The sequence below is a fragment of the Agrobacterium sp. 10MFCol1.1 genome (assembly GCF_000381165.1).
GTDB classification, from domain to species: domain Bacteria; phylum Pseudomonadota; class Alphaproteobacteria; order Rhizobiales; family Rhizobiaceae; genus Agrobacterium; species Agrobacterium tumefaciens.
Genome location: NZ_KB906082.1, coordinates 157,769 through 184,449 on the forward strand (window position 1 = coordinate 157,769; position 26,681 = coordinate 184,449).

The 26,681-nt window shown below is 61.2% G+C and carries 19 protein-coding genes; 5 read left to right on the forward strand and 14 right to left on the reverse strand.

The window, feature by feature from the left end; translation table 11 throughout:
* Window positions 1-3: 3 nt before the first annotated feature.
* The 3 genes from soxG to purU all read left to right on the forward strand — a co-directional run bounded on the left by soxG (window position 4) and on the right by purU (window position 2,819).
* Entirely contained in the window at window positions 4-558 is a 555-nt protein-coding gene (gene soxG, locus F617_RS0123145; protein ID WP_019566910.1) for a sarcosine oxidase subunit gamma family protein, read from the forward strand.
* Between the two features lie 17 nt (window positions 559-575).
* The gene (gene glyA / locus F617_RS0123150; RefSeq protein WP_019566911.1) at window positions 576-1,844 is read left to right on the forward strand and encodes a serine hydroxymethyltransferase; all 1,269 of its coding nucleotides are present in this window, start codon (window positions 576-578) and stop codon (window positions 1,842-1,844) included.
* Window positions 1,845-1,934: 90 nt separating this feature from the next.
* On the forward strand, window positions 1,935-2,819 hold the full coding sequence (gene purU / locus F617_RS0123155; RefSeq protein ID WP_019566912.1) for a formyltetrahydrofolate deformylase: 885 nt from the start codon (window positions 1,935-1,937) through the stop codon (window positions 2,817-2,819).
* A 24-nt stretch (window positions 2,820-2,843) separates the two neighbouring features.
* On the opposite strand, the gene F617_RS0123160 is transcribed toward purU, so the two are convergent.
* The 10 genes from F617_RS0123160 to F617_RS0123205 all read right to left on the reverse strand — a co-directional run bounded on the left by F617_RS0123160 (window position 2,844) and on the right by F617_RS0123205 (window position 15,257).
* Complete coding sequence (locus F617_RS0123160; protein WP_019566913.1) at window positions 2,844-4,937, reverse strand: mechanosensitive ion channel domain-containing protein; 2,094 nt, start codon at window positions 4,935-4,937, stop codon at window positions 2,844-2,846.
* Window positions 4,934-5,551, reverse strand: a complete 618-nt coding sequence (locus tag F617_RS0123165) for a ParB-like protein (protein ID WP_019566914.1) — start codon at window positions 5,549-5,551, stop codon at window positions 4,934-4,936. Before F617_RS0123165 ends, F617_RS0123160 begins: the two co-directional genes overlap by 4 nt.
* Window positions 5,535-7,166 (reverse strand): SulP family inorganic anion transporter, encoded by a 1,632-nt coding sequence (locus tag F617_RS0123170; RefSeq protein ID WP_019566915.1) that lies wholly within the window; start codon window positions 7,164-7,166, stop codon window positions 5,535-5,537. The genes F617_RS0123165 and F617_RS0123170 overlap by 17 nt, the downstream gene beginning before the upstream one ends.
* Window positions 7,167-7,385: 219 nt before the next feature.
* Window positions 7,386-7,781: a cupin domain-containing protein gene (locus F617_RS0123175; protein ID WP_003518141.1), complete on the reverse strand. Its 396-nt coding sequence runs from the start codon at window positions 7,779-7,781 to the stop codon at window positions 7,386-7,388.
* A 163-nt stretch (window positions 7,782-7,944) separates the two neighbouring features.
* The gene (locus F617_RS0123180; RefSeq protein WP_019566916.1) at window positions 7,945-9,858 is read right to left on the reverse strand and encodes a PhoX family phosphatase; all 1,914 of its coding nucleotides are present in this window, start codon (window positions 9,856-9,858) and stop codon (window positions 7,945-7,947) included.
* 129 nt (window positions 9,859-9,987) lie between these two features.
* Window positions 9,988-10,701: a 4'-phosphopantetheinyl transferase gene (locus F617_RS0123185; RefSeq protein WP_019566917.1), complete on the reverse strand. Its 714-nt coding sequence runs from the start codon at window positions 10,699-10,701 to the stop codon at window positions 9,988-9,990.
* A gap of 30 nt (window positions 10,702-10,731) precedes the next feature.
* Entirely contained in the window at window positions 10,732-11,487 is a 756-nt protein-coding gene (gene dhbA, locus F617_RS0123190) for a 2,3-dihydro-2,3-dihydroxybenzoate dehydrogenase (RefSeq protein WP_013762274.1), read from the reverse strand.
* Window positions 11,488-11,500: 13 nt separating this feature from the next.
* Entirely contained in the window at window positions 11,501-12,370 is an 870-nt protein-coding gene (locus F617_RS0123195; RefSeq protein ID WP_026331035.1) for an isochorismatase, read from the reverse strand.
* Window positions 12,371-12,443: 73 nt separating this feature from the next.
* A complete protein-coding gene (locus F617_RS0123200) occupies window positions 12,444-14,063 on the reverse strand; it encodes a (2,3-dihydroxybenzoyl)adenylate synthase (protein WP_019566919.1) in 1,620 nt (539 codons plus the stop codon).
* Window positions 14,064-14,081: 18 nt separating this feature from the next.
* Window positions 14,082-15,257, reverse strand: coding sequence for an isochorismate synthase MenF (locus F617_RS0123205; protein WP_019566920.1), 1,176 nt, complete (start codon window positions 15,255-15,257; stop codon window positions 14,082-14,084).
* An 81-nt stretch (window positions 15,258-15,338) separates the two neighbouring features.
* On the opposite strand from F617_RS0123205, the gene F617_RS0123210 reads away from it, so the two are divergent.
* Window positions 15,339-19,778, forward strand: a complete 4,440-nt coding sequence (locus F617_RS0123210; protein ID WP_080801810.1) for a non-ribosomal peptide synthetase — start codon at window positions 15,339-15,341, stop codon at window positions 19,776-19,778.
* A 48-nt stretch (window positions 19,779-19,826) separates the two neighbouring features.
* Entirely contained in the window at window positions 19,827-21,173 is a 1,347-nt protein-coding gene (locus F617_RS0123215) for a condensation domain-containing protein (protein ID WP_019566922.1), read from the forward strand.
* A gap of 286 nt (window positions 21,174-21,459) precedes the next feature.
* On the opposite strand, the gene F617_RS0123220 is transcribed toward F617_RS0123215, so the two are convergent.
* The 4 genes from F617_RS0123220 to F617_RS0123235 all read right to left on the reverse strand — a co-directional run bounded on the left by F617_RS0123220 (window position 21,460) and on the right by F617_RS0123235 (window position 26,680).
* Window positions 21,460-24,315, reverse strand: coding sequence for a condensation domain-containing protein (locus F617_RS0123220; RefSeq protein ID WP_019566923.1), 2,856 nt, complete (start codon window positions 24,313-24,315; stop codon window positions 21,460-21,462).
* Between the two features lie 69 nt (window positions 24,316-24,384).
* On the reverse strand, window positions 24,385-24,663 hold the full coding sequence (locus F617_RS0123225; protein WP_019566924.1) for a phosphopantetheine-binding protein: 279 nt from the start codon (window positions 24,661-24,663) through the stop codon (window positions 24,385-24,387).
* The gene (locus F617_RS0123230; protein ID WP_019566925.1) at window positions 24,656-25,495 is read right to left on the reverse strand and encodes a siderophore-interacting protein; all 840 of its coding nucleotides are present in this window, start codon (window positions 25,493-25,495) and stop codon (window positions 24,656-24,658) included. Before F617_RS0123230 ends, F617_RS0123225 begins: the two co-directional genes overlap by 8 nt.
* 231 nt (window positions 25,496-25,726) lie before the next feature.
* Window positions 25,727-26,680, reverse strand: a complete 954-nt coding sequence (locus F617_RS0123235) for an ABC transporter substrate-binding protein (RefSeq protein WP_019566926.1) — start codon at window positions 26,678-26,680, stop codon at window positions 25,727-25,729.
* Window position 26,681 lies beyond the last annotated feature (1 nt).

Below are 26,681 nucleotides of genomic sequence, written 5' to 3' on the forward strand. Positions count from 1 at the left end.
ACAATGAACATGCGCGTTTCCTCCCCCGTTCCCGGCACGCTGGCCGAGAGCAAAGCAGTCCGGGTCAGCATATTGGCCGCGCAAGGGCGGCTGTCGCTGCGTGCGCGCGGCGATCTGGTACCGCTCAATAGAGCCCTTGGCCTGACCTTGCCCGACCGGATCGGCGCTCGCACTGCTGCAGGCGAAATCGAGGCCGTGCGCCTTGGCCCCGACGAATGGACGATCCTTGCTCCCGTTGGCGCGGTCGACGGGGTGATTGCGGCCTGCGCAGGCATTTATGCCGGCCATCCGCATAGTCTCGTCGATATTTCCGGAAGGGAAGTGACGCTCGCGATCAAGGGGCCGCTCGCCGCCGAGCTTTTGACACTCGGCTGCGCCCGCGACATCGACACCATTCCGGTTGGCGAGGCCCGCAGAACGATTTTCGATGGCGTGACCGTGGTGCTGTGGCGCGATGCGCCGGATGGTTTCCGTATGGATATCTGGAACAGTTTCGCGCCGCATCTCGGCCATTTGCTTGAAACCGGCTGCAAGGAACTTGCCGCCGAAATCGCCTGATCCTTGAGGAGGAAACAATGCTCAACCGTCTGTCCCATAATGCCGTTTCGGATACGGTGATCGCTGACGCCATCGCCGAGGAACTCGATCGCCAGAAAACCCAGATTGAACTGATCGCTTCGGAGAATATCGTGTCCGCCGACGTTCTGGCGGCGCAAGGCTCGGTGCTGACCAACAAATATGCCGAAGGTTATCCCGGCAAACGCTATTATGGCGGCTGCGAATTCGTCGACAAGGTCGAGCAGGTCGCCATCGACCGGCTGAAGCAACTTTTCGGCGCGGAGTTCGCGAACGTTCAGCCGCATTCCGGCGCGCAGGCCAATCAGGCGGTGTTTCTGGCACTTCTTCAGCCGGGCGACCGGATCATGGGGCTTTCGCTGGCCCATGGCGGCCACCTGACCCACGGTTCGCCGGTCACCATGTCGGGCAAGTGGTTCGATGTCGTCTCCTATGAGGTGGATGCAGAGACGCATCTGATCGATATGGAAAAGGTTCGGGCAAAGGCGCTGGAAACCAGGCCGAAGCTGATCGTCGCAGGCGCCTCGGCCTATCCGCGCCAGATCGATTTCGAAGGCTTCCGCAAGATCGCCGACGAGGTTGGCGCATGGCTGATGGTCGACATGGCCCATTATGCCGGCCTGATCGCCGGCGGCAAATATCCAAACCCGGTGCCGCACGCCCATGTCGTCACCTCCACCACCCACAAGACCCTGCGCGGCCCTCGCGGCGGCGTGATTCTGACCAACGATGCCGATCTGGCAAAGAAGCTGAATTCGGCCGTCTTCCCCGGCAATCAGGGCGGCCCGCTGATGCATGTCATCGCTGCCAAGGCCGTTGCCTTCGGCGAGGCGCTGCGGCCGGACTTTGCCGACTACGCCGGTCAGGTCATAGCCAATGCTCAGGCTCTGGCGCGAGTGCTGACGGATGGCGGTCTGGGGATCGTGTCTGGTGGAACCGACAGCCACATGGTTCTGGTCGATCTGCGTCCAAAGGGCGTTACCGGCAAGGTTGCCGAAATCGCTCTTGAGCGGGCAGGCCTCACCTGCAACAAGAACTCCATTCCCAACGACCCGGAAAAGCCCTTCGTCACCTCGGGCATCCGGCTCGGCAGTTCGGCCGGCACCACGCGCGGTTTCGGCGTGGCCGAATTTGAGCGGATCGGCGTGCTGATCCTGCGCGTCATCGACGCGCTGGCTGTCAGTGCCGAAGGCAATGCTGAGATTGAGGCGAACGTGCGGGCCGAGGTTGCAGCGCTGTGTGAGGACTTCCCGATCTACGGCGCGTAACACACTATTATCGGTCTCGTTAGCCATGATCGGGCAGGGCGGCATCACCGCCAATGTGCCCGATCGCTGATCCATCAAGGGGAGCAGGATTTGACCAGCTATGTCATGAAAGTCTCGTGCCCGGCACGCAGCGGCATCGTTGCCGCCGTGTCCGGATATCTCGCGCGGTCCGGCTGCAACATTAACGACAGTTCGCAATTCACCGACCTGGAAACGGGCCGCTTTTTCATGCGGCTGAGCTTCGTTTCGGAGGAAGGGATGGAACCCGCTGCTCTCGTCGCAGGGTTCGCTTCCGTCGCCGCCGATTTCGACATGGAATACGATATCCATGATCTCTCCCGGAAAACGAAAGTCGTGATCATGGTTTCACGCTTCGGCCATTGCCTGAACGATCTGCTCTATCGTTCCCACATTGGTGCATTGCCTGTGGAGATTGTCGCTGTCATCTCCAATCACCTCGAATACCAGAAGCAGGTGGTGAACGAGAATATTCCCTTTCATCACATTCGCGTCACGCCGGAGACGAAACCGGAAGCCGAGGCGGCCATACTGCAGGTGGTGCGCGATGCAGGCGCCGAACTCGTCGTGCTGGCGCGCTACATGCAGGTTCTGTCGGAACGGCTGTGCCAGGAAATGTCTGGCCGCATCATCAACATCCACCACTCCTTCCTGCCTTCCTTCAAGGGCGCAAACCCTTACAAGCAGGCCTATGAGCGCGGCGTGCGACTGATCGGCGCGACGGCCCATTACGTCACCGCTGATCTCGATGAAGGCCCGATCATCGAACAGGACACGATCCGCGTCACCCATGCCCAGAGCGGCATGGATTATGTGAGCCTCGGGAGGGACGTGGAAAGCCAGGTTCTGGCACGCGCCATTCATGCCCATATCCATCACCGTGTCTTCCTCAACGGCAATAAGACCGTGGTGTTTCCCGCTTCGCCGGGCGAATATATGTCCGAACGAATGGGCTAAGGTTGGGGCGCGGTTGCCGGAGGCCTATTCTTCCACCGGCCCCGTCCCGTCGCTTGCTTCGGGCTCCTGTGGCCGCGCGCTTCGTGTAGATGCGGGATAGGCGCCCGCCATGCTGGCGAACTGGATGTCGTTTTGCGCAAAGGCATCCTTCAGCATCGAATAGGTCTTGCGGCGCACCATGGAGGATTGCCCGCCGGCGCGCAGCATCATGCCGAAACCAAGCGTCATGCCATATTCGCCGAATTGCTCGACGCCCTTTAGCTTGACGGTTTCGATCAGGAACGGTCCGAATTCCGGGTCTTCCTTCAGCGCCTTGCCGATCTCCTTGGTAATGGCCCGGACCTTGGCAATGTCAGTATCGAAGGCGACCGTGACGAGGAATTTGTCGATCGACCAGTCGCGGCTCATATTTTCGACGGCGCCGAGCGATCCGAACGGCACGGTGAAAATCGGGCCGCGATGGTGCCGCAGTTTGACAGAGCGGATGCTGAAGGATTCAACCGTGCCGCGGTAGGAACCGCTCTGGATGTATTCGCCGACGCGGAAGGCGTCGTCGATCATGTAGAACACGCCGCTGATGATGTCCTTGACCAGCGTCTGCGAACCGAAACCGATGGCGATGCCGAAGATGCCGGCGCTCGCCAGCAGCGGCCCGATATTGACGCCGAGTTCCGAAAGCGCCGTCATAACCGCAACCGCGGCGATGATGATGCCGAGCATGTTGCGAAGGATCGGCAGAATGGTCAAAAGCCGGTCATCTTGCGGCTGGCCCACACCCGGTTGGCCGCTCATCGGGTTGCCGGCGGGTGTACTCAACTCCAGCCGCCGTGCGATCATCGACTTGATCGCGATCCAGACGAGATCGGCAAGAAGCAGGATCAGCGCCCCGTGCAGGACGCCGACGACGATCGACGTCAGCAATGCGCCATCGGGCAGGGCATTCGGATGCGCGCGCACGAGGAAGATCAGCCACAGGATGGCAGTCCCGACGATTGCAAGCCGCACGCCTCGCTCGACCAGTACCGGGCGAAGATCGCTTTCCCCATAGGTGCCGATGTCGGTTGCCAGCTTTCGCGCCGCGATGCCAAGCGTCGAGGCAAGGCCGGGCAGAACCAGCGCATAAAGCCCGATCCAGAACAGGACCCCGGCGCCGGCGAGCCGCAACCCGAAGAGGATGATGAGGCCGAAGATCAGCGCGACATCGATTGACCTAGCCCGCTCCGAGCCGGGATCGCCGACCGGACGACGCCAGATCCAGATGCATGCGAGCAGGAACAGCAGGCCGACCATGGCGGAGGACAGAAGCCCAAGCGTGTCACGCGGGACATCGAGATTCTCGAGCGTCCTGAGCAATGCCCAGAAGACGCCGGCAAGGGTCAGGAGCCATGTCCAGCGGACGATCCAGAAATCGCGCCGGGCATTGGCCTCGCGGCCAACGACCCGCCGCAGCAGGCCCGTGAAGGCAAAAAGCAGCGGCAACACGATGCTGGTTGCAAGCCAGGGCAGCAGAACGGCGCTCAGCAAAGGTGACCACTGGATGGCAAGGAACATGGCGGTGGCAGCAATGCCGTAGCCGAAGACGGGCAAAAGCCTCCGCGATACGACAGACGAGGCCTCCTTGCCGATATTCGCGCCGTTCCTGCGGGAGGCCTGCATCGCTATGATCCGGTTCGTGGCAATGCCGCCGGCAAGGCCCGCACCGAACAGGATGGATACGTGCAGCAAAAAGACGGCTGCGCCGTAGTTTCTGATCTCGTCGCAAAGCCTTCCCAGCGCCGCGATGATCTGCGTGGACATGCCGGGCAGGTCCCTTGCGAGGCGGCCTAGGTGTTCGCGCCGCTTGCTTGCCCATTGGTCGAGATCGCTCAACTGGCTCTGCGGCGTCAGTTCTGGCGGCTGCTCTGTGCCGGCCGCCGCAAGCTTCTGTGTGAGAAGGGCACGAACATCGTCCTGTCCCAGAAGCTGTATCAACTGGTCGACTTTCTGCTCTGTCGTCTGTTCCGTAGGGGCCGGTCTCGCTGGCGGCGGCAGTTCCTGCGCAGCTAGGCTCGCCGCGCCCAGTACGAAAACTGCGATGGCAGCCGCCATCACTCGGAAAAGGGAGGGAAGGGTGGTCATCGGTCAGCTCCACACCATCCAGGCAGATGCCGCGCATCGCGCGATCGTGCCAGTTGCATCGCTTCCTCAACCGCGTCCTCGAAGGAATGTCGCAGCTTCTTGCCACCCACCCGGCGGCGCAGGAAATCCGCCCAGAGGAATTCACTGAAGGGAGCGTCTATTTTGGCAAAACCGCCAGCGTCGCGAACCGCGCCGGCCAGCGCGCGGAAGGGATCGTCCTTGAGATCGACGATCCGTTTGGGAAGGTTTTCGATGGGATGGCGCACGCCATCCACGTCGAAAGGATAGACGAAGTTGCGATGGTCCATCACCGACCAGAATTCCTGCCGGTCGAGATGGGAAAGATCGGCAACGATACTGGTCAGTACATGTTTCACGCCTTCCTCATGCAAGGCTAAAGCGAGGTGGTGGTGGTCCACCAGATAAAGACGTTGTTTGTGACCAAGGACGACGGGTACCATATGGTGTCCGAGGAAGTCGGCTCCCTTTTCCTCACGGATGGCGGCCCATTGCCGCCGCTTGTCCTCCACCTCGCGCAGACCGACTGTCATCTGCGTTGGTTTGAGTGAGGTGATTTCAACCGGGGTCAGATGCGGTTCAAGATTGTGTGGCACGGCTGTCCTCCCGATGCATGGCCGCCGTCACGGCATCATCGACACTGAAATTGCTGCGTGCCACCATGTCGGATCCGCCGCCGACAAGCAGCAGATCCTTCACATGGTCGTGCATGCGCGCATAATAGACCACGATGCTGCTGCGCTGCATCGCTGCATCGAACTCCAGCAACGCATCAAGCGCGGTGGAATCCAGTTCGAATGTTTCCTCAAGGCTGACAATCGCGATGTGCAGTTCCGGCCGCGCAACGATGTATTTGGTAACGGCGGCAAGGATCGGTTCCGCATTGCCGAAGAAAAGCGGCTGTGCGGGCCGGAGAATAATCATGCCTGACACATCCTTCGCATCCGGGTGGCGTTCCATGTCGACAAAGTCGTGGCTATCGCCCAGCCGGCCAAGATGCATGACATGCGGTAGGGAAAGCCGGCGAACGAAGACGGCGAAGGAAAGGGCGACGGCGACAAGCATGCCGTTCAGCACACCGAAGGCAAGTACGCCGGCTGCGGCGGCAAGTGCCAGATAGGCGTCGTTGCCGAGCCGCCATAAACGGATGATCGGCGCGGGGTCGAGCGCATGCAGCAGCGCCACGGCGATCACGGCGGCAAGGACTGCTTCCGGGATGAAAGCGAACCAGCTGGCGGCGAGCAGGCTGAAGACCGCAAGGCCGATTGCGGCGATGGCAGAGGCAAGCCGGCTTTGCGGCCCAACCGCCTCGCTTGCTGCGCCTGCGGAAAAACCCGCACCAACCGGCATACCCTGCAAGGTGGCGCTGGCGATATTGGCAAGCCCGAATGCTCTGAGTTCGCGATTGGAATCGACAATCTCGCCATGGCGAAGCGAAAAGCTTCGGATGGTGCCCCATGATTCCGCAAAGAGGATGAGGACGAGTGGCGGCGCGAAGCGGGCAACATGCGCGACATCGTCGAGCGACACCGAAAACGGGCCGGCCCATATGCCGGCAAGATCGATCTGGCCGACGACGGCGACGCCCCGACTTTGAAGGTTGAGCAGGATCGAGATGGCAATGCCTGCCACGATGACGACGAGGCTGCCGGGAATGGCGGGGCGCCTGCGCAGGAGAAGCAGCACGGCGAGTGCCGCAACGCCGACGGCGATGCTTTCAAGGCTCCAGTCCTGCGGGCGGGAGAGGATTTGCAAGAGAATGGAAAGCGGCTCGCCCGACTGCGCCTTTATCCCGAAGAGGCTCGGCAATTGCTTTATGGTGATCAGAATGGCGAGGCCGAAGGCAAAACCGCGCAGCACGGGGCGCGAGATGACACTCGACAGGGCGCCGAGCCGCGTGGCAGCCGCAAGCAGAAACAGCAGGCCCACCAGAGCGACCGTAATGGCAACAAGCAGCATCTTTTGCGCTGGTGTGACCGAGAGCGTCGCAAGCATTGCCGCCAGGATTGCGGCGGAGGAGGATGTGGGCGAGACGACCGCAAAACGGCTCTGGCCAAAAATGGCATAGACGATGCAGCCCATGATGGCGGCAAGGATGGCGTGCTGGGCTGGAACGCCGGCAATCCCCGAATAGGCGATCGCTTCCGGTAACATCAGGCCGGCAATCGACAACCCCGCCACCACATCGCGCCGGTTGAGTGTCATGGGCATGGAATTGCAACCGCATTGGCGGTGATAAGGGCAAGGACAATTCCACCGGTTAAGATCACGATTCTCCACCATGTTCCCGCGACGCGATGAAGGTTCACCCAATGCGCATACGAGTCAAAGTTAAAATCGCGCCCCCGAAATATTTCGGCTCTTCCGGATGTTGCTTAACGCTGGAGATCGTCCGGCAGGCAGGACGAGCGCCATTTCGGCCAGGCCACTTCAGCCACCATACTGATCGTCCGTGACGTGCTCCATCCAGTCCACGACCTTGCCGTCTTTCACTTCCTGAAGCGCGATATGCGTCATGGCGACATCGGGTGCCGCCCCGTGCCAGTGCCTTTCGCCCGGTGCGAACCACACGGTATCGCCGGGGCGGATTTCTTCCACGGGGCCACCCTCGCGCTGCACCCTTCCAAACCCTGAAACCACGATCAGGGTCTGTCCGAGCGGGTGCGTGTGCCATGCGGTTCGCGCGCCTGGTTCGAAGGTGACCTGAGCGCCCTGAACCCGCTCTGCATCGAACGGGTTGAACAGAGGATCGATACGGACCGTGCCGGTAAACCATGCCTCGGGGCCTTTGGTTGAGGCCCGTGTTCCCGCGCGCAATATTTCCATGGTCATTCTCCTGACTGGTATCGTGTGGGGAGATTTGAAGCGGTAATGCCTCTCTTGTCCACTGGCGAGTGAAAATTCAGTCAGGCCGCATCGACCCTTGGTCACGGGTGACAGGAACCGGATCTCCGCTATGCCGAGACCCGGTTCCGCCTAAGCCAAAGCGTCAGCCGATCTGCGCGTTGTCGTCACGCTTGATGGCGATAACGGTGGAGCGCGGCAGCTTGCCTTCGCCATCCGGGAAGGGGGCGTCGGGGTGCTGGATGCCGACGAAGTGGGTACGCTTGTCGCCGGACCATGTCTGGCCGGTAACTTCAGAACCCTTCGGCGCGGTCAGGAAACGTTCGATACGGCCGGTGGCCGGATCGCCTGCCAGCATCTGGTTATTGCCCTGGCCGGCGAAGTTGCCCTCGTTGCTGTCCTCTCCGTCGGTCTGGATCCAGAGAAGACCGGTCGAATCGAACATCATGCCATCGGGCGAGTTGAACATGTTGCCTTCGTTGATGTTCGAAGAGCCTGCATAGGCATCCTTGTGAACGGTGGGGTTGCCGGCCATGCAGAACAGGTCCCACTTGAATCTGCCGTCCGCGTGATCGTCGTTTTCCGGGTACCAGCGCACGATCTGGCCGTATTCGTTCTTTTCGCGCGGGTTGGCAGCATTGATCGCCATGGCGTCGCCGCCAGCATTGGCGCGCAACTTGCCGTCTTTCATTTCGCCGCGACGGCTGTTGTTGGTAAGGGCGCAATAGGCTTCGATGGCGACCGGGTTGATGGCGACCCATTCCGGGCGGTCCATCGTTGTCGCGCCCACTTTGGAAGCGGCCTGACGGGTGAAGACGCAGATTTCATCGATCTTCATGCCTGTCGTCTCAGGCGTGAGAGCCAACCATTCACCAGCGCCGTCGTCCGAGAACCTGGCGACGTAGAGCGTGCCTTCGTCTAGCAGTTTCGAGGTGTCGCCACCGGGCACGTAAATGCCCTTGGAGACGAATTTGTAGAGGAATTCGCCACGCTCGTCATCGCCCATGTAAACCACCACGCGGCCGTCACGGGCAATCACCACGGCGGCGTTTTCGTGCTTGATGCGGCCGAGGGCGGTGCGCTTGATCGGGGTGGAGGAGGCGTCCGAAGGATCGATCTCGACCACGTAACCGGCGCGGCGCGGCTCGTTGGGGTTCTTGGCGACATCGAAACGCGCATCGAACTTCTCATAGGCGTAACGGGTCTCGGCGACGATGCCGTAGCGCTTGTAGTCATCCGGCAGCTTGAAGGCGGCATCAGTGGTACCGAAATAGCCGTTGAAGTTTTCCTCGCAGGTGAGGTAGGTGCCCCAGGGCGTGCGGCCGGCGCCGCAATTGTTGAAGGTCCCCAGACAGTCGACACCCTTCGGATCTGCGGCGGTCTTGACGAGGTCCGAGCCTGCGGCCGGGCCGGAAAGCTTCATCGGGGTGTTGTGGTGAATACGGCGGTTGAACGGGCTGTCGAGAACGATTTCCCAGCCTCCGGTGCCTTCCGCAACTTCCATGACGGTGACGCCCTGCATGTTCTGCAGGATCTTGACGTCGTCGGCCGTTTTCGGGTTGCCCTTTTCGGCATGCGGCAGGTTGGTTTCGGGGTTTACATATTCATGGTTGACGGCGATCAGCTGGTGATTGCCAACCATGAACAGTTCCATGCCGTCAGTATTTTCGCCGAAGACCTTGTCGGAGTTTTCAACGCTGACACCCTTGGTAGGGTCGAGGTCGGGCACGTTGGAGAACAGCGGCTGGCCCCACTTGGCGACTGGCTTCCAGCTGTAGCCTTCCGGCACGTGAATGGTGTGGTCGGTCGCGGCAGCCACCGGCTTGAAGGGGAAACGGCCGGCTGCCGCTTCCTGCGCTTCCGCCGAGGTGCTGGTCATCAGGTTGCCGAGCGTGCCCATGGCTGCTGCGGCCGAACCGAAGGCAAGCACGCCACCGAGAAAGCCGCGGCGGGAAATCGCGGTCTCGACCACGCGGTCGAAATCGGTTTCGGCCGGCGGCGGGTTTTGCAGCTCGTCCCACGCATCCCAGGAAAGCTTGCTCGTATCGATGTCGGTCATATCGTGTCTCCACCGTTGCATGTTTGGAATCATTCCAACACGGTGCGTACCGTTTCAGTGTTTCACACAAATGACGGGAACAACGACTTTAAATATGATCTTCACAGAAAAGGATTCTGTATTTTTCCCTTAATGCGGGAGAAGGATACGGGTGAGCAAAAAGCCTTCGAAGCGGCAGAAGTGGAAAGCAATGTCCGTTCCCTTGCGCCACTCGCCGCTGATGTCGGTCGTCAGCCGAAGGGATGCTGAACCGCACTCTTCATAGCCGGATAACTCCGCCGCCTCTAAAAAGAACAAACGTCTGACGGTCGGATAAAGCGCTTTGAACAGGCTTTCCTTGGCCGAAAAGATCAGCCCGGTCATGAAGGGATCGATGTCGTTTCCAAGACTGAGGCGTTCGTTTGCGGTCAGTACCTGCGGGGCAATATCGCAAGCTTCCTCCTCGCTCAGAAGCCTTTCGATATCGATGCCAATGCCGCAGAACCGCTCGGAAGAGCCGGCAAGCGCAATTGCCCGCTCGTGGCTGTGGGAAATCGCGCCGACCACGCCTTCGGGCCAGATAGGGGCGCGATCCTCTCCCATGCCGGGAAAGGCGGCGCGGCCGGTCAGACGGCGTATGGCTTCGGCAGCACATCTGCGCCCGGCTATAAATTCCGCCTTGCGTCTGGGCGCAGCGCGCAAAAGCTGCGGCGGCAAGGGAGGGACCTTGCCGCCGCGCCCTTCTTCGGCGCTGTAATGAAGGGTGACGCAATGACAATCGCATCTGTCGTCCGGCCAAGGCCAGATGGCCTGGGGTGGATCGCCGGAAACAGCTTCGCCGTGAAACGCCGGCGCGTTGGCCATATCTGTCATCCTCATCACGCGGACCGATGCTCAGGCGGCGAGCGTGGCGCCGCCATCGACCACGATCTGCTGCATCGTCACATGGCCTGCCTGATCGGAGGCAAGGAACAGCACCGTGTCGGCGATGTCGTCCGGCCGCGCGATCTTGCCCAGCGGAATGCCGAGCTTGAACTGCTCGGGAAGACCGGCGACCAGTCGCTGTTTGCCGCTGGGATCGTTCAGCATGCCGGCCAGCATCGGCGTATCGGTGGAGCCGGGTGACACCACATTGCAGCGCACGCCATAGGGCGCGAGTTCAAGTGCTGCACAATGGCTGAGGCTGACGAGTGCGGCCTTGGAAGCACAATAGGCGAGCATGCCGATGCGCGGCACAACGGCGGCGTTGGAGGCGATGTTGACGATTGCCCCGCGCCGCTGCCGCTTGAAGACGCCGCTCCATTGCCGCAGCAGGTAGAACGGCCCCGCAGCATTGACATCCATGCAGGCGTTCCAATCCTGCGGCGTCAGGCTTTCGCTGTCGCCGAGCCGGAGGATGCCGGCGGCGTTGACGAGAATGTCCAGCCCGCCCCATTCCTTCTCGATCGCCTTGCTCGCCGCCTCCACTGCCGCCGCGTCCGTGATGTCGAGCGTGATCTGGCGGAAGGTTGCATCGGTTGCATCGGCAATGAGGTCAAGGCCGATGACCTCGGCCCCTTCCTCGGTGAAACGCTCGGCGATGCGGCGGCCGATGCCCTGCGCGGCACCCGTCACCAGCACGCGCCGCCCGTTAAATCTGTTCTGCATCATCTTGTCCGTCCGCTCAGGCCGCGAGCCGCTTTTCTTCGATCAGCGCCCACCAGGCAGAAAGCGTCGGTACGCGGGCAAGCTCTTCGAAGCCCACGATGACGCCGCGTTCCTTCAGTTCGCCGGCAAGCTTCATCACCTGCAGCGAATCCAGCCCATAGAAGATCAGGTTCTCATCCGGGTCGATGTCGCTCTCGTCCTCCACCATTTGCAGGACGCGGGCCTTCAGCCATTCGCTGATATCGGTGGTCTCTCCCGCGCCGGCAAGGCTTTCAGTGTCGATCACCACGCCGCAGCGTGTTGCCACATATTGCAGCGCCATGCGGTGTTCGGCTTCGGAAAAATCGGCGACGGCATCACCCAGCATGAAGGGCTGAATATCCTTCATGAAGGCTTCAACAGCCGTCATCATGCAGCCGATATGGGCGTAGACGCCGCCGATGATGATCTGGTCGCGGCCCCACCCCTTCATGCGCTCGGCAAGGTCTGAACGCTGGAAGGCGCTGTAGCGCCATTTGGTCAGCACCACATCGTCGGGCGTCGGCGCAAGCTTGTCCACGACCTTCTGCAACTCCGGGTCGACCACGGTCAGGCCCGGTCCCCACATGTCGTTCAGAAGCGCGCGGTCGGCGGCAGGCTGGTCGTGCGGCTGGGCGGTGTAGATGACCGGCACGCCGTTCTGAACCGCCCATGCCTTTACCTTTGCAAGATTGTCGATGAGGGTTGTCATCAACCTGCCGTCGGCCTCGTAGAACCGCAGGAAATAACGCTGCATGTCGTGGATGAGCAGCACGGCGCGCTTGGCGTCCGGCTGCCATTTGGCCTTGTTGGCTGGAAAGCTCGCTGCGACCGGCATCGGATAATCGGAAATGGTGGGGATCGTCATATTGACCTCGATGGTTTGGCGCATCGGCATGGGCGACACGCAATTTTCAAATGGTTGGGGCGTGCACGCTCCGTTACGCCGGGATGGGCGCTGCGAGCATGTCGCGTAGACGTTTCTTGTCGATCTTGCCGACGGCAGTAAGCGGCATGGTGTCGATGAAACGCACCCGGTCCGGCAGCTTGTAATCCGCAACACCCAGACCAGAGAGATGCTGGCGGATGGCCGGTGCCTTGAGAGCGGGATTGCGGGAAACGACGAAGACGCAGCTTTTTTCGCCGAGGAGTTCGTCCTGCATCGCGACCAGTGCGGCATGCGTCACATCCGGATGCTGCAGGATCAGGTTTTCCACCTCTTCCGATGCGACCTTCTCGCCGCCGCGATTGATCTGGTCCTTCACCCGGCCAACCACCCGCAGGTAACCTTCGGGCGTGCGCTGAACGACATCGCCGGAATAATAAAAACCCTGGTTGTCGAAGACGCGGGCGCTGTGCTCGGCGGCGCGGTAATATCCGCGAAACGTATAGGGGCCGCGCGTCGCCAGCATGCCGGCTTCGCCTTCTGGAACGTCGTTGCCGTCCTCGTCAACGATGCGGATCTCGTCATCCGGGCTGATCGGCCGCCCTTGCGTGGTGAAGACAATATGGTCGGGATCACCGGCGCGGGTATAGTTCACCAGACCTTCCGCCATGCCGAAGACCTGCTGGAGGGCGCAACCCAGCACATGCGGCACCTGACGGGCTAAAGCTTCAGCGAAGCTTGCGCCGCCGACCTGCAGCAGCTTGAGGGATTTCAGCCGTTCGCGATGGGCGGGCGCCACCTGTAACCACAGCGCCACGGCCGGCGGCACCAGAGGCACAATGTCGATGCCATGTTTTTCGATGAGGTCGAAGCAGGCAAGCGGCTCGGGATTGGCCGCCATTACCACGGTGCCGCCAGCGTGGAACACGCCAAGCGCACCCGGCGAACTCATGGGGTAATTATGCGCCACCGGAATGGCGCAGAGGAAACGGGTCTGCGGCGTCAGCTCGCAGATTTCCGCACTGGCCCGGGCGCTGTAGTCATAGTCGTTATGCGTGCGGGGGATCAGTTTCGGTGTTCCGGTGCTGCCGCCGGAAAGCTGGAACAACGCTACCTCATCAGCTGCCGAAGGGCCGTAATGCGGCGCATTTTCGGCGGGTAATGAGAGCCATTGTTCGAGGCTGCGCTGCGGTTCCGTCTCACCAAGCAGCAGCGTCACGGCAAGCTGCGGAGAGGTAAGCTTCAGCGCCTCCAGAAACGTGTCATTGGCAAAAAGCTCGTGCGAACGCGAGCCGATCACCAGCTTTGGCGCAATCTGTTCCGCATAGGAGGTCATTTCCAGCCGGCGATGGCTGAAAAGCGCATTGACGGGTGCAGCGCCGATTTTCATCAGAGCGAAAAAGACGAGATAGAACTCCGCGATATTTGGTAATTGCACCAGTGCCGTGTCGCCCCTGCCGATCCCGGCGGCAGCCAGATGCCCGGCAAGATTGGAAGATTGCCGGTCGAGATCGGCATAGGTGAAGCGGCGGTCGCCGCAGATCAGCGCGGTCGCGTCCGGCCGAAGTTCCACCTGCTGGGTGAGGATGTCGCTGAGCGGTCTGTCGATCCAGTAGCCGCGGTCGCGGTATCGGCGCGCCAGATCTTCGGGCCAGCGTTCAAATTCGATTGTCATGGTGTGTCCCTGGGAAAATTAGGCAGAAAGACCGCAGGCGTTCAGCATGGTCTTGAGCTTGGTCTGCACCTCGGCCCACTCGGATTCGGGTTCCGAGGCTTCAACGATGCCGGCGCCTGCGAACAGTCGCACGGTTTGCCGTTGCACGGTGCCGCAACGGATTGTCACCACCCATTCGCCGTTACCCTCGGCATCCGTCCAGCCGACCATGCCGGTGAACAGCCCACGCTCGAAAGGCTCGACGAAGCGAATAAGCCTGCGGGCACGCTCGGTGGGGAAACCGCAAACAGCAGGTGTGGGATGCAGCAGGCACGCGAGTTGCAGCGCATTGGTCTCGGGATCAGCAAGGCGACCCTCGATGCGCGTCGAAAGATGCCAGAGAGCGGCCGTGTTGATGAGGGAGGGTTTTTCGGGAACGTCGATTTCAGTGCAGCAAGGCGTAAGCAGCGAGCGTATATCCTCGATCACGAGGCTATGCTCGTAATGGTCTTTTTCCGAAGCCGAAAGCCGGTCTGCATTGGCCTTGTCCGCCACCGGGTCAGCCATGCGTTTTGCCGAGCCCGCGAGCGGGTTCGAGATGACTTTTTCACCCTGCTTGCGGATGAGGAGTTCGGGGCTCACGCCGATCAGATCGCCGCCATCGGGCAGCGGAATGCGAAACTGGTAACCCTCGCGGTTCTGTTTGGCGAGGCTGGCCAGCAATCTTTCGACATTGACCTCGGAGGCGAAGGTCAGTTCACGCATGACGGAAAGCACCGCCTTGCGGACATCGGAATGGCGGAAATTGACGATGGCATGCTCGACGGCGCGCTTGAAACCATTTTCATCGGGCAGGCTGTTCTGGCCGACAAGCGCTGGCATGGCCGAATCAGTCGAGATCGAAGCGATACCCTTCGTATTCCACTCATGGTTGTTGGGAATGTACAAGCAGGATGGCTCGTTGACGTCGAAGGGGATGGCGCCAATGGCGATGGGATTGTCCTGTCCGGCCCTGCGCGCCCTCTCAAAAGCGGCCTTCATCGCTTTCTGCAAAGGGCTTCCCGCGTCTTCGGCGCCATGGGCAGGAATCGTTATCCTTTCGCGAATGCCTCTGGCACGCAGTTCGCCCGAGCCAGAAGTGAACAGAAATTCTCTATCAAAATCAGTAATTTCGTCGGAATCGACGTCATTCGTCCTGAGTGCTCCCGTTTTCATGGGATGCCTCCTGTGCGAGTGGTTGACGGTGGCTTATACTTGATTATGATAATCATGTTTTGTCAATCGGTGCAAATTCACATGCTAAATTTAACCCCCATGCAGGTTGCCTACTGGGTCGGCCGAGAGGCGGACGGGATACTCGGAAAAGTTACGCCGCATCTCTATCTCGAGTTCGAAGGCAGGGGGCTGGAGGCGGAAAGACTGGCCGTCGCGGTCGAAAGGCTTTGCCGGCGTCACCCCATGCTCAGCCTCAGGATTGATGCGGAAGGGCGACAGACGGCGGACCCCGCCGGCCGGCCGCTCCGCCTCGACGTGGAGGACATGGCGTCTCTCAATGAGGAGGCGCTTGCGCACCGTCTTGCCACCAAACGTGAGGAGTGGAGCCATCGCCAGATCGATCTGCGCGTTGCCCCGCCGGCGGCAGTGTCGCTCAGCCTGCTGCCCGCAGGTCGCGCCAGGCTGCATGTGGATACCGACATGTTGGCCATCGATCCCGCCAGTATGCGTATCGTGCTGGAAGATCTCGCCCGCTTTTATGAAGCCGACGCGGACGAACTCGAGCCATTGAGGGATACACCACCATCGTTTTTCAGCTGGGCGGAACGTCTTGCATCCGATCCGGAACTCAAAGCCCAGCGTGAAAGGGACCGGCTGTGGTGGCGGCAACATATTGCCGATATTCCGGAGGCACCGCCATTGCCGTTTTTGCCCGAGGACCCGTCACGCGCCGTTCACACCGATCGCCTTGCAGCAAGACTTTCTCCGGCTGAACGCAGCAGTCTGGAACGGGTGGCGCGGCGCTGCGGCGTGACCACGTCGACCCTGTTGCTTGGTGTCTTTACAGTGGTGCTTTCGCAAGCGACGAATACGGAAAAGTTCCGGCTTTCCGTGCCGGCTTTCTGGCGCGCGCCGCTGGTGGAAGGGGTCGATGGCATCGTCGGCGAATTCTCCAATGTGCTCATTCTTGGCGTTGATATCCGGCCTGAGGAGAGCCTTGAGCGACTGCTTGGACGGCTGCTCGGAGAGATGAACGGGCTCCTGGCGCACCAGTCCTATCCCGGGGTCAGCGTCATGCGCGACCTTTCCCGCCTGCGCGGCGGTTTGCAGACCTCACCGGTTGTCTTTACCGCGGGTGTCGATTTGCCCGGGGGCGAGTTGTTTTCGGAAAATGTGGCGCGCGTGTTCGGCCCGATGATCCACACCGTTTCGCAGGGGCCTGGAGTTGCGCTGGATGCGCAGGTCGCAGCGCTCGATGGCGGGCTTTTGATCAACTGGGATGTGCGGCTCGATGCGCTGCCGGAAAGCTGGCTGCGAGCCCTGTTCGACGCCCATACCGCCCTTCTTCGCCACCTCGCCGCCAGCCCCGATCTCGTTTCCGAGACCGTGGAGCGATTAGGCTTGCAAGCGCCGGAAGCGACAGTGCAGACAAAAGGAAAATCCATGGAACGGCCACTCTCAGCCTTGCAAAAGGCCTATCTGCTCGGTCGCGGCACCCATCTGCCGCTGAGCGGCGTGGCGATGCAGGAGTTCCGCGAATATCGCGGCAATATCGATCCCGCATTGCTTCGCTCGCGCCTTACCACAATGGTCGAGCGGCATGAAAGCCTGCGCACCCACATCGATGAGCGGCGTCTGGTGCAGGTGGTCTCGGATGAGCCGAAGCTAAACCTTGATATTGTTGATCTTTCGGACCTGTCCGCTGCCGAAGCCGAACAGCGGATCGGCACCGTGCGGCAGGATTTCTCCCACGCCCATTTCGATCTTGCCGCTTCTCCCTGGCAGGTCACGGTGTTTCGTCTGCCGGAGGTTGCGGTGGGGGACAGCGTGGCGGTCTTCCTGCGCTTCGACGCCCTCATTCTCGATGGGCGGGGAATAGCCAGCCTTGCGGCGGAACTCTTCGACGATGTCGTGCCGCCCGCATCAACCGTAGCAAACATCGCCGCGCAGCAGGATATCGCAGCGGCCCGCGCCGAAGATGCCGCCTATTGGGCGGAGAAACTTGAGGGTGCGGAAGTGCCCTCGCAACTGCCGTGGAAAGCCCCGCTCGAAACCATTGCCGTTTCGCGTTACAGCCGCCAGATCCTGACCGTGGAAAAACAACGCTTTACCGCCTTTTCACGGATCGGCGCGAAAGAGCGGCTGTTCAAGAATTCGGCGCTGACGGCGGTAATCCTCGATGTGCTGTCGCTTTGGCTGAACGAAGGTGCCCTCGTCGTCGGCATTCCCGTCGCCCCGCAGGTGGAAGGCGCGTTTGCCAATCGCTCGAGCTTCATCGCGGTCAAATGGGATGCGGCCAGGGGCGATTTTGCGGAGCGGGCCGCAGCTTTGCAAACCGATGTGCTTGAGGGCCTCAATCATCTGGCTTTTTCAGGGGTAGATCTCAATCGCATCCTTCTCAACGCCAATCCCGGCGGGCTCGCCCTGCCTGTCGTCATCACCAACGGCCTCTCATGGCCCACGCTTTCGCAAGCTTCCACGCTTCGTTGGACGGACGGGCTGACCCAGACACCACAGGTGGCGTTGGATTTCCGTTTTTCGCAAAACCCGGATGGCGATCTCGTCCTTGCTATCGATTATGCGGAGCAGGCGATCGATGTCGCAATGGTGGCGGACATTCTCGGCGCCATAGAGCGTGCGATTACCGCGATCACCGCCAGCGGGACGTTTTCGATGAATTTCCGCGAGATCGTCGACCTGTCTCACTATCGGCTGAATGGCGACGAGCGGAGCTTCGTCTGCCCGCCATTCCTGGAACGGATCGCCTCGCATCTTTTCGAAGGAGACGGATCGCGCACGGCCCTGATTAACGGCAAACGGCTCGTGTCGTATGGCGAACTCGGCGATACGGTGGCGCGGGCGATGGCGGGCCTTAAGACGCGCGGCATTGGCCGGGGCGATGTCGTAGCGGTGTGCCTGCCGCGCAGCCCGGAGCACACGGCCGTCACGCTCGCCGCTGCACTTATCGGCGCCATCTGGGTGCCGATCGATGCGAGCTCGCCGGAAGATCGCCTGCACTATCTGCTGACCAATTGCCGCCCGGCCATGATCGTTGCCCGTTCCGTTCCGCAAGGATTCGACGCTGTCGGTCCCGAGGAGCTTCTCGCAGCGCCAGCCGCCTCCGGCGTGCCTGTTAACGCGGCGGAACTGGCGGCACTTTCAGCAAGCGAAGCACCCGCCTACTACCTCTACACTTCCGGCACGACAGGCAAACCGAAATGCGTCGTGCTCTCTAACAGGGCCACGGCCAATGTCATCGGCAGTACGCTTTCGGAATGGGCGGTGACGGAAAATGACGTCTTCATCTCCGTCACGCCCTTGCACCACGACATGTCGGTCTTCGATATTTTTGGGTCGCTTGCCGCCGGTGCGACACTGGTGCTGCCGGAACCCGGCGAGGAGAAGGATGCAGTGCGCTGGAACGAGCTGGTGGCCGAACACGGCGTTACGCTTTGGAGCTCGGTGCCGGCGATTCTTGAGATGCTCTTATCCTGCCATCGTGGCGACCAGCTCGGCTCGCTCCGGCTCGTCGCGCAGGGCGGTGATTACATCAAGCCCGTGGTCATCGAGGAGTTGCGCCGGCTGAAACCCGAGCTTCGGCTGATATCGCTGGGCGGGCCGACGGAAACGACCATCTGGAGCATCTGGCACGAGATCGTGACAGCCGATACCTCGGCGATACCCTACGGGCATCCCTTGCCCGGCAATCGCTATTTCATCCTCAATGATCAGGGCGGCCATTGCCCGACGGGCGTTGTCGGGCGCATCCACACAGTGGGCGTGAATGTGGCGATCGGCTATCTGGAAGATGGCGCCATTACCCAGACGGATTTCGTGACGGTCAGCGATCCGGATGGACATGCGGTGCGCGCTTTTCGCACCGGAGACAGGGGCCGTTACCGGCCGGATGGCAAGATCATGTTCGCCAGCCGGGTCAACGGTTACGTCAAGGTGCGCGGGGTACGGGTCTCGCTGCCGGATGTGGAAAATGAACTTATCCGCCACCCCTCCATCCAGCGTGTACTGGTGGTGGATTACGGTGCCGAGCAAAAGGGGGAGGCCGCTATCGGCGTGCTTTATGTTCCGATGCCCGGCCTTGAGCTTTCCACCGCCGATCTGCGCAATTTTGCCCGCAGGCATCTGCCGGAATCGCATGTGCCCGGCCGCTTTCTCAATGTGGCCGATCTGCCGCTCTCGGCTAATGGCAAGCCGGATCGCCGCCGCGCCCGCGAATTGCTGACGGCAGCGGAACCGGCAAAGGCACCTGCGGCTGTAACAATCAAAGTCGCCGATCAGGGTGATCGCCGCGTGCTGGATATCTATCTCGGCGTGCTGGGCAAAAACCCGGAAAATGTGGACACGAGCAGCGATTTGCTGGCGCTTGGCCTTTTGCCTTCGCATCTGAAAACCGTCTCGGCCGAAATTCGCAGCGCCTTCGGCGTGGAGCTTTCGCCGCAGCAACTCCTGCGTTGCCGAAACGCCAAACAGGTCAGTTCGCTTTTACCCGCTTCGGCGGCATGAGCCGCGTTATTGCGGCCCAAATCACGGAAATAATTCAAGGAAAAACAGATGGCGCATATCGATCCTGCCGGCGGCTGGCTTCCCCTGACCCAGCCGCAACTCGATTTTTGGGAGGAGTTTTCCTTCCATCCCGACGAACCGGTCTCTACCGTCGCCCATTACATCGAGCTTTCCGGTGCCGTGAACGAGGGCGCTCTGCTTGAGGCAATCAGGCGCACCGTGCGCGAATCGGAAGTTCTGTCGATCCGTTTTCGCGTCGGTGAGGATGGCGAGACGCCGCAGCAACGCTGCGATCCGCTCCACGCTCCGATGGTCGAGCTTGTCGATCTCCGTGCCCATCCCGCGCCTTTCGAGGAAGCGCTGGGGCGCATGAACGCGGATGTCGAGGCAAGGCTTGATCTTCGAACCGACAAGCTCTCCGCCCAGGTGCTTTACCGCATCGCCGACGATCGCTACCTCTGGTATATCCGTGCCCATCATATCGTCGTCGACGGTTATGGTCTCACGCTGGTGGAGCAGCGTTGCGGGCAGCTTTACGGGCACTATTGCGGCAAGGGCGAGGCGGGTCCGGATTTCCATCCTTTCCCCAGTTTTCTTGCCGAAGAGGACGCCTACCGGCAAAGCCGCCGTTTCGAAAAGGACCGCGAGTTCTGGACGGCCTATCTCGCGCCGCCGGTGGATTTGCCGGTGCTGGACAAGGATTGCGAGGATTACGGTGGCGGCGGCCTGCATGCCGATGCGGGATTGCCGGAAGGTTTCAGCACAAGACTGCAACAGATATCCGGCGCACTGGAGATAGGCTGGCCGGACCTGCTGGTGCTGCTTTCAGGCCTTTATCTTCACCGCGTATTGCCGCGCCCGGATCGCGATGTGCTGACGCTGTGGCTGCCCTTCATGAGCCGCTGGGGCAGTGTCGGCGCGCATATGCCCGCCATGCTCGTCAATATCCTGCCTTTCCATCTGACGATAGAACCGCAGGAGAGCCTTGGTAGCTTCCTTGCGCGCAATGCCGCCAATCTGCGCCGGCAGCGCCTGCATGGCCGCTACCGCATCGAACAGATCGCCGCCGATCGCAACATATCAAAGGGCCGGCGGTTTTTCTTCTCACCGCTTATCAACGTCCTGCCCTTCAGCGCGCCGGTATTTGCAGGGCTTGCCGTTATCAGGCACATTCTCGCCAATGGTCCGGGCGACGGGTTCAACCTGACCTTCCGTGGCGAGGATGACGGCAGTGATCTGAACCTGCATATCGACGCGGATTCCGCACTGACCGAAGCCGACGATTTCGCGCGTTACCGTGAGGAGTTGCCGCTGTTTCTGGATGCCATGCTGCGCGAAGAGGCGCTGGCGGCTCCGGCCGAAGAGGTTTCCGCGGCCTTCCGTCTGGCGGTTTGAGAAGCCGGGTGCTCTGCAAGAAGGGGACGGAAATCTCTCTGCCGTCACTCTGCATTTGGTCGGGAGTGACTGGGTGCGGATGTGATAAACCCGGCTCCGTTATGCAAAACCCTGCCTGATGGGGTGACATGCTGTCCTCCCACCCAACGTCATCCTTGGGCTTGTCCCAAGGATCCAGTGGGGACAGGCCCGAGCATGACGGAAGAGAGCTTTCCGGACATTTGTTAAAAAGCAAAACCCGGCGCCGCCATGCGGAGCCGGGTTTATTGCGAAGCCTGGCCAGCACTCAGGCTAGCGTGGTCAGCACACGGCCCGAAGCGCCTGCTTCGGCGAAACGGCTGAAGACGCCGCTGGTGGTCGTGCGCAGCCGGTCGACATCCTCGGGGCCGTAGCGGTCGGAGCGGTAGCTCATCAACACGCGGATGGAGCGTTCGCCGCCAATCGTTTCTTCCATTACCTCGAATTGCAGCCCCAGCATGGATTCGTGCTTGTCGGGATCGATCTGCCGGAACTCGACGGTTTTGCCGTCCGGCCCTGAAAGCGTGCCGTTCAGCTTGTTCTTGGCGTGGATCTGGATGAATACCTCGAACAGATGGTCGCGGCCGGGCGTCATGCCGAGCGCCTCTTCGACGAGATCGATTGGAATTTCGCTGTGTTCCAGAGAGCCATTGACCGTGTTCTTCACCGAGGAAATCAGTTCGCCGACCGTCATCTCCTCGCGGAAACGCACACGATGGGCAACGACCGTGGTGAAATAGCCGATCGTATCGAAATAGCCGCTGTCGGTGCGCCCGGACGCCGATGTGCCGACCACGAGATCGCTCAGCCCGCCCAGATGGCGCAGCGACGCGGCGATGGCGGCATAAACGACGTTGAACAGGGAAGCGCTGTTCTGCTTGGCGATGGCGTAAAGTCCGTCGCTGACGTGTTTTTCCAGCTTGAACTCGATCCAGCCGCCCGCCGGCGCCTCGTCATGCGAAGCATCTGTCGGCGTGCTGTTCTGTCCGGTAAGGGCAAGACCCTTCGGCGCATCCCGCAGCATATCGGTCCAGTAGACAAGGTGGTCGCCGTTGACGCCGGATGCCACCTGTTTTCTGGCGAATTCATGGAAGGGTGCGGGCTTGCTCGCAAAGACGGGAGCCTTGCCGGTGGCTCTTGCCCTATAGGCCTCAGTCAACTCGTCCATCATCAGGTTTACCGACCATTCGTCCAGCACGATATGGTGGAAGAGGAAAGAGAGCACCTGTCCGCCGGTTTGGGGATTGCGCAGGAAACGCAGCCGCATCGGCAATTCGCGGGCAAGGTCGAACCGCCAGGACGCTTCCGTATGCCGGTCCACGCCTTCGCTTTCCTCGCTCGTCCAGAACCACTTGTAGCCGGGCAGGTCGTGCATCGGCACGATCTTTTGCAGAACCGTGCCATCCTCGACATAGAAATGGGTTCGCAGACCGGGATGACGCTCGATAATATCGAGGAATGCACATTCGAAGGCGCTCTCATCCACCGGATCGAGGAAATCGAGCGCGAAGGGGATGTTGAAAATCTCGCCGAAACCGAAGGCGGCATAGGCTTTCCAGAGCGACATCTGCGCAAGAGAAAGCGGTGCCGTCAGGGAGCCGGTCGCGGTTGCTTCCGCCTGTGCCGGTGCGGCGGTTTCGAGACGCGTCGCCTGTTTTGCGAGCGATGCGGCGGTGGGATAGCTGAACAGGTCGTTGAAACGCAGCTCGATGCCGTGATTGCTCAAAAGGCGTCCGATGATGCGGGTGGCGATCAGCGAATGGCCGCCAAAATCGAAGAAATCGTCATCCGGTCCCATGTCTGGCGACGCAAGCGCTTCGCGGAATTCGGCAAGGATCGTTGCGGCAGTCTCGTCGTCGCTGGAGCGGGAGGCGGCGGGCAGGGATGCTGCAGCCTCCGGCCCTGCGGACGAGGTTTGATGCGTAACGCCGGAAAAATCCGCACCGCCTTCGAGATGGGCGATGAAACGCTCCAGCAGGAATGCCGTCGCATGCGGCGAGGCCTCCTTGCCGCCGGTCAGTTCCAGACGGATGTGGCCATCAACTGTGCTGCCGGCAGCGAGCGTCAGGCCAAGGCCGGACTGGAGAGAGGGGAGTGGCAGGCGCTCGAACCGGAGCCGCTCGACGGATGAGGTTTCAGCCGATGTTGGCAGCGTCTGAAGCGTGAAGGTGGCAACCTCGTCGTTGTGTTCGCCATGTCGGGCCAACCCAGCCAGCACGGCTTTTTCGGCCTCCTGCGGCGACTGGTCACGTGAGATCGAGACGCGGGCGACCGCATCTGCCGGAAGCGGCAGGCCGGCCTCGTTCCCGGGTTGCAGGGGCAGGCGCAGGGTAACAGTGTCGAGATCGCCACTGGCCGCCAGAAAAAGCGCGAAACGGGCACCGGTGCGTGCCAGAAGCGAGTCCGTTGCGGCCGAGCCGTTTGGGTCGAGAAGGGCAGTCGGAAGATCGACACTGTGGCAGTGGCTCGCCGGCTTGGTCCCGTTATTTCGCAGAGAGACGACGGGCGTGCTGGAGGCCGGTCCTTGCAGCCAGGGGAGCGGAACTGGATTGACGATGGCGTTTTCGGTGATGCGTGGCGAAAGCGGCTTTGGTGCCTCGCCAGCATAGGCTGCGGCAATAGCGCCCAGCAAAATCTGCGGTGAGAGGGATTCACCAAGCAGGCCATGCACCAGAAGCGCCAGCAGTACCTCTCCTTCGCTCAAGAGCACGATGGCCTGAAACGGCGGATCGATTTCCGCGTCGAACGGGCTTGCCTGAAGGTCGTGCAGAAGGGCTACCGCTTCGTCTTTCGATGCCGTCTGAAACAGTTGCACGAGAGATGCCGAAGGTGCCTCTATGCTTTTGGCCAGGGTGCCGTCTTCTCCAAAGGAAAACCGCACGCGCAGTTCGGGCCATGCCTCGCAAACCGTCTCCAGTGCCGATGTCAGGCGCAGAAGGTCGCTCTCGCCGCCGATGCGGTAGGTGAGAATATGCCGGAAGACCTGATCGGGGTCCTGAAACTGCTGGAACCAGACCCGCTCCTCATATTGGCTTGGCTGCGATCCGCTCCGTGGGGCTTCGTCCGCATTGTCGAAGGTTTGTTCGATGCGGCGCGCAAGCATGCGCGAATTATCTGCTGCCATGGTCCTCTCCTTGGAAGTATAATGTTGAGGTAGGTCGCGCTTGGCGGGAAAAGTTCCCTCTTGCGGGGATCAGCAGCCCGCGCGCGACTGCTCGATCAGCGCCTGCCAGGCGGCAAGCGTGGGCTGACGGGCGAGATCGTCATAGTGAAGTCGCGTGCCGGCGAGCTGCGAAAGCGGCGGGATCAGGCGCATGAGAGCGAGGGAGTGAAGTCCGCAGCCGAACAGGTTGGCGTTCGGGCCGATATGTCCCACCTCATCGTCCAGAACCTTGGCGAGATGGGCTTTGAGTTCCGTCGTCATCATGTCCGCCTCCAGCTTGCCAGCCGCCGCGATTGCCGATTCATTCATCGAAATGATCGTGAACGCCGCTTGCTCCGCGCCGCCAGTAGCCGGAAGCGCGCGTCCATTTGGGGTTCGCGCCGTACTCGCCGATCAGGATTGCGCGCAGGTCTTTCGCCGCTTTCGATTCGCAGGCGACCCAGCTGAAGAAATCGCCCTCAGGCAGTTCAAGCGTACGCAGCGCCTCCGTCAGGGCGTCGTGATCGGCGCCGCCCGCGGCCTCCTGCGTTACCCAGATGATCGACGCGTCAGCTTTCGTGGCGAGGTCCAGGCGATCAGCCTCCGTCTCAACGTCGATCAGGGCGACGACGCGGGTGCCCTTGGGCATTTCTTCCAGTCGCCGTGCAAGGGCGGGAAGGCCGGTATCGTCGGCAATCAGCAGATGCCAGTCGAAGGTGAAGGGAATGGTGAACGAGCCGCGCGGGCCTGCAATCCATGCCTTGTCACCCACCCTGGCGGATTTTGCCCAGTTGCTGGCGGGGCCATCATGGTGCGTGGCGAAATCGATGGCGAGTTCACCCTTCTCGGCATCGAAGCTGCGCGGCGTGTAATCGCGTGCGAGCGGGCGCGGCGCGCCTTCGGGAAATTCGAGGCCGTTCGGGCCGATCACCGGCAGGTTAGGTTCGGTTTCGCCGGGAAGCGGGAAGAACATCTTGACGTGGTCGTCAAAACCGAGACTGGCAAAGCCTTCAAGCTCAGGCCCGGTCAATACGATGCGCACCATGGACCGGCTGAGTTTTTCCACCCGGGCCACGTCAAGGCAGCGTAGCTTGACGGCGTAACGATGGCGTTTGGGGGTCCGGTCCTGAACGCCGGTTTCAATGCTTTGTGCAATGCTCATGTTGCTGTCTTCCCTGGGATATCGCCGATGGGGATCGGCAGTTCGCTGTCCCGGATCGGCATGCCGGACAATCGCGCACCGGAGTTTTCCGGCGGGAGATCCGACGTCGTTGTGTCAAGATGCGCGAACCATAACAGGCGGTTCCGGCGGTCGCAATATAAGTTTCTTCAAAAACTCAAGTTTATGTCCGGCGCATGGTTTGCGCCGGAATTGCGCTTGTCGAAAAGGCGTTTAACGGCGGCCTGCCCAGCTTTCCACCGCGTCCAGCGTGTGCAGCGCGCTTGGGATGGATGGCGTCGTGACCCGGCTGGAATCGAGAAAGATGATCCGGCCGTCACGCGCCGGTTTGACGAAGCGTTCCCAGCCGGGAATGATTTTTTCGAGTGCGGCGCGCGTTCCGGCTTCGCCTCGGGCGGGGCTGTTATAGCTGTTCATCACCACCAGCAGATCAGGGTTGAGCTTGCCAAAAGCCTCGGCACTGAGCGGCATCGTCAGGGTGGAACCCAGCCCACCCGACGAGGTGGCGTTGTCGATTTTCAGCCGTGCGTAACCCAGATCCTCGAGCGCCTGCACCGCACCGGACATATCGCCGACCGCGTTGATCTGGTCGGTCAGCAGAATTGCGAGATAGGTCTTGCCTTTTGCGTCTTCGCCGAGTGCTTTTTTGACGGTGGCGAGTTTCTCGTCATAGGTCTTCCGGCGCTCGGCAAAAGCGTCACTTCTGCCAACGAGACCCGAAAGATTCTCTTCGACGCTGAAGCCATAGGTGTGGCCAGTGCTTACCTTCTGCAGATAGACGGGCGCGACGGTGGAAAGCTGCTCGGCCTTGCCGCTGTCCATTTCCGTGGCGACGATCAGGTCAGGTTGCAGCGCTCTCAGCTTTTCCAGATCGATCTGACCCACCGCGCCGAAACCTTTCGGTTTCGTGCGGCCTTCACCGAGAACGGTGTCGATGAAATCAACGGCAGTGGCGAATTTGCCGTCGCTGTTGCGGCCATAGGCGCCTACCACGTTGGCGCCAAGATCCATCAGCGGCACGCCCAGCAGCGGTTCGTGCATGACGACAATGCGCTGCGGCTGCTCGGGGATGGAGACCGTGCGGCCGGCGGCATCGGTGACGGTTCGCTCTGCGGCAAGGCTGCTTCCGGCGGTCAGAAGTGCTGCTACGAGGATGGCAAATCGCATG

What these genes read in the sequence shown, in the direction of transcription:
- F617_RS0123180 (WP_019566916.1), bottom strand. Translation starts at nt 9,858, where the DNA reads ATGACCGACATCGATACGAGCAAGCTTTCCTGGGATGCGTGGGACGAG.
- F617_RS0123200 (WP_019566919.1), bottom strand. Translation starts at nt 14,063, where the DNA reads ATGACAATCGAATTTGAACGCTGGCCCGAAGATCTGGCGCGCCGATAC.
- F617_RS0123220 (WP_019566923.1), bottom strand. Translation starts at nt 24,315, where the DNA reads ATGGCAGCAGATAATTCGCGCATGCTTGCGCGCCGCATCGAACAAACC.
- F617_RS0123210 (WP_080801810.1), top strand. Translation starts at nt 15,339, where the DNA reads ATGCTAAATTTAACCCCCATGCAGGTTGCCTACTGGGTCGGCCGAGAG.
- F617_RS0123175 (WP_003518141.1), bottom strand. Translation starts at nt 7,781, where the DNA reads ATGGAAATATTGCGCGCGGGAACACGGGCCTCAACCAAAGGCCCCGAG.
- F617_RS0123205 (WP_019566920.1), bottom strand. Translation starts at nt 15,257, where the DNA reads ATGAAAACGGGAGCACTCAGGACGAATGACGTCGATTCCGACGAAATT.
- F617_RS0123235 (WP_019566926.1), bottom strand. Translation starts at nt 26,680, where the DNA reads ATGCGATTTGCCATCCTCGTAGCAGCACTTCTGACCGCCGGAAGCAGC.
- glyA (WP_019566911.1), top strand. Translation starts at nt 576, where the DNA reads ATGCTCAACCGTCTGTCCCATAATGCCGTTTCGGATACGGTGATCGCT.
- soxG (WP_019566910.1), top strand. Translation starts at nt 4, where the DNA reads ATGAACATGCGCGTTTCCTCCCCCGTTCCCGGCACGCTGGCCGAGAGC.
- F617_RS0123225 (WP_019566924.1), bottom strand. Translation starts at nt 24,663, where the DNA reads ATGAATGAATCGGCAATCGCGGCGGCTGGCAAGCTGGAGGCGGACATG.
- dhbA (WP_013762274.1), bottom strand. Translation starts at nt 11,487, where the DNA reads ATGATGCAGAACAGATTTAACGGGCGGCGCGTGCTGGTGACGGGTGCC.
- F617_RS0123230 (WP_019566925.1), bottom strand. Translation starts at nt 25,495, where the DNA reads ATGAGCATTGCACAAAGCATTGAAACCGGCGTTCAGGACCGGACCCCC.
- F617_RS0123160 (WP_019566913.1), bottom strand. Translation starts at nt 4,937, where the DNA reads ATGACCACCCTTCCCTCCCTTTTCCGAGTGATGGCGGCTGCCATCGCA.
- F617_RS0123170 (WP_019566915.1), bottom strand. Translation starts at nt 7,166, where the DNA reads ATGCCCATGACACTCAACCGGCGCGATGTGGTGGCGGGGTTGTCGATT.
- F617_RS0123185 (WP_019566917.1), bottom strand. Translation starts at nt 10,701, where the DNA reads ATGGCCAACGCGCCGGCGTTTCACGGCGAAGCTGTTTCCGGCGATCCA.
- F617_RS0123195 (WP_026331035.1), bottom strand. Translation starts at nt 12,370, where the DNA reads ATGACGATCCCCACCATTTCCGATTATCCGATGCCGGTCGCAGCGAGC.
- F617_RS0123215 (WP_019566922.1), top strand. Translation starts at nt 19,827, where the DNA reads ATGGCGCATATCGATCCTGCCGGCGGCTGGCTTCCCCTGACCCAGCCG.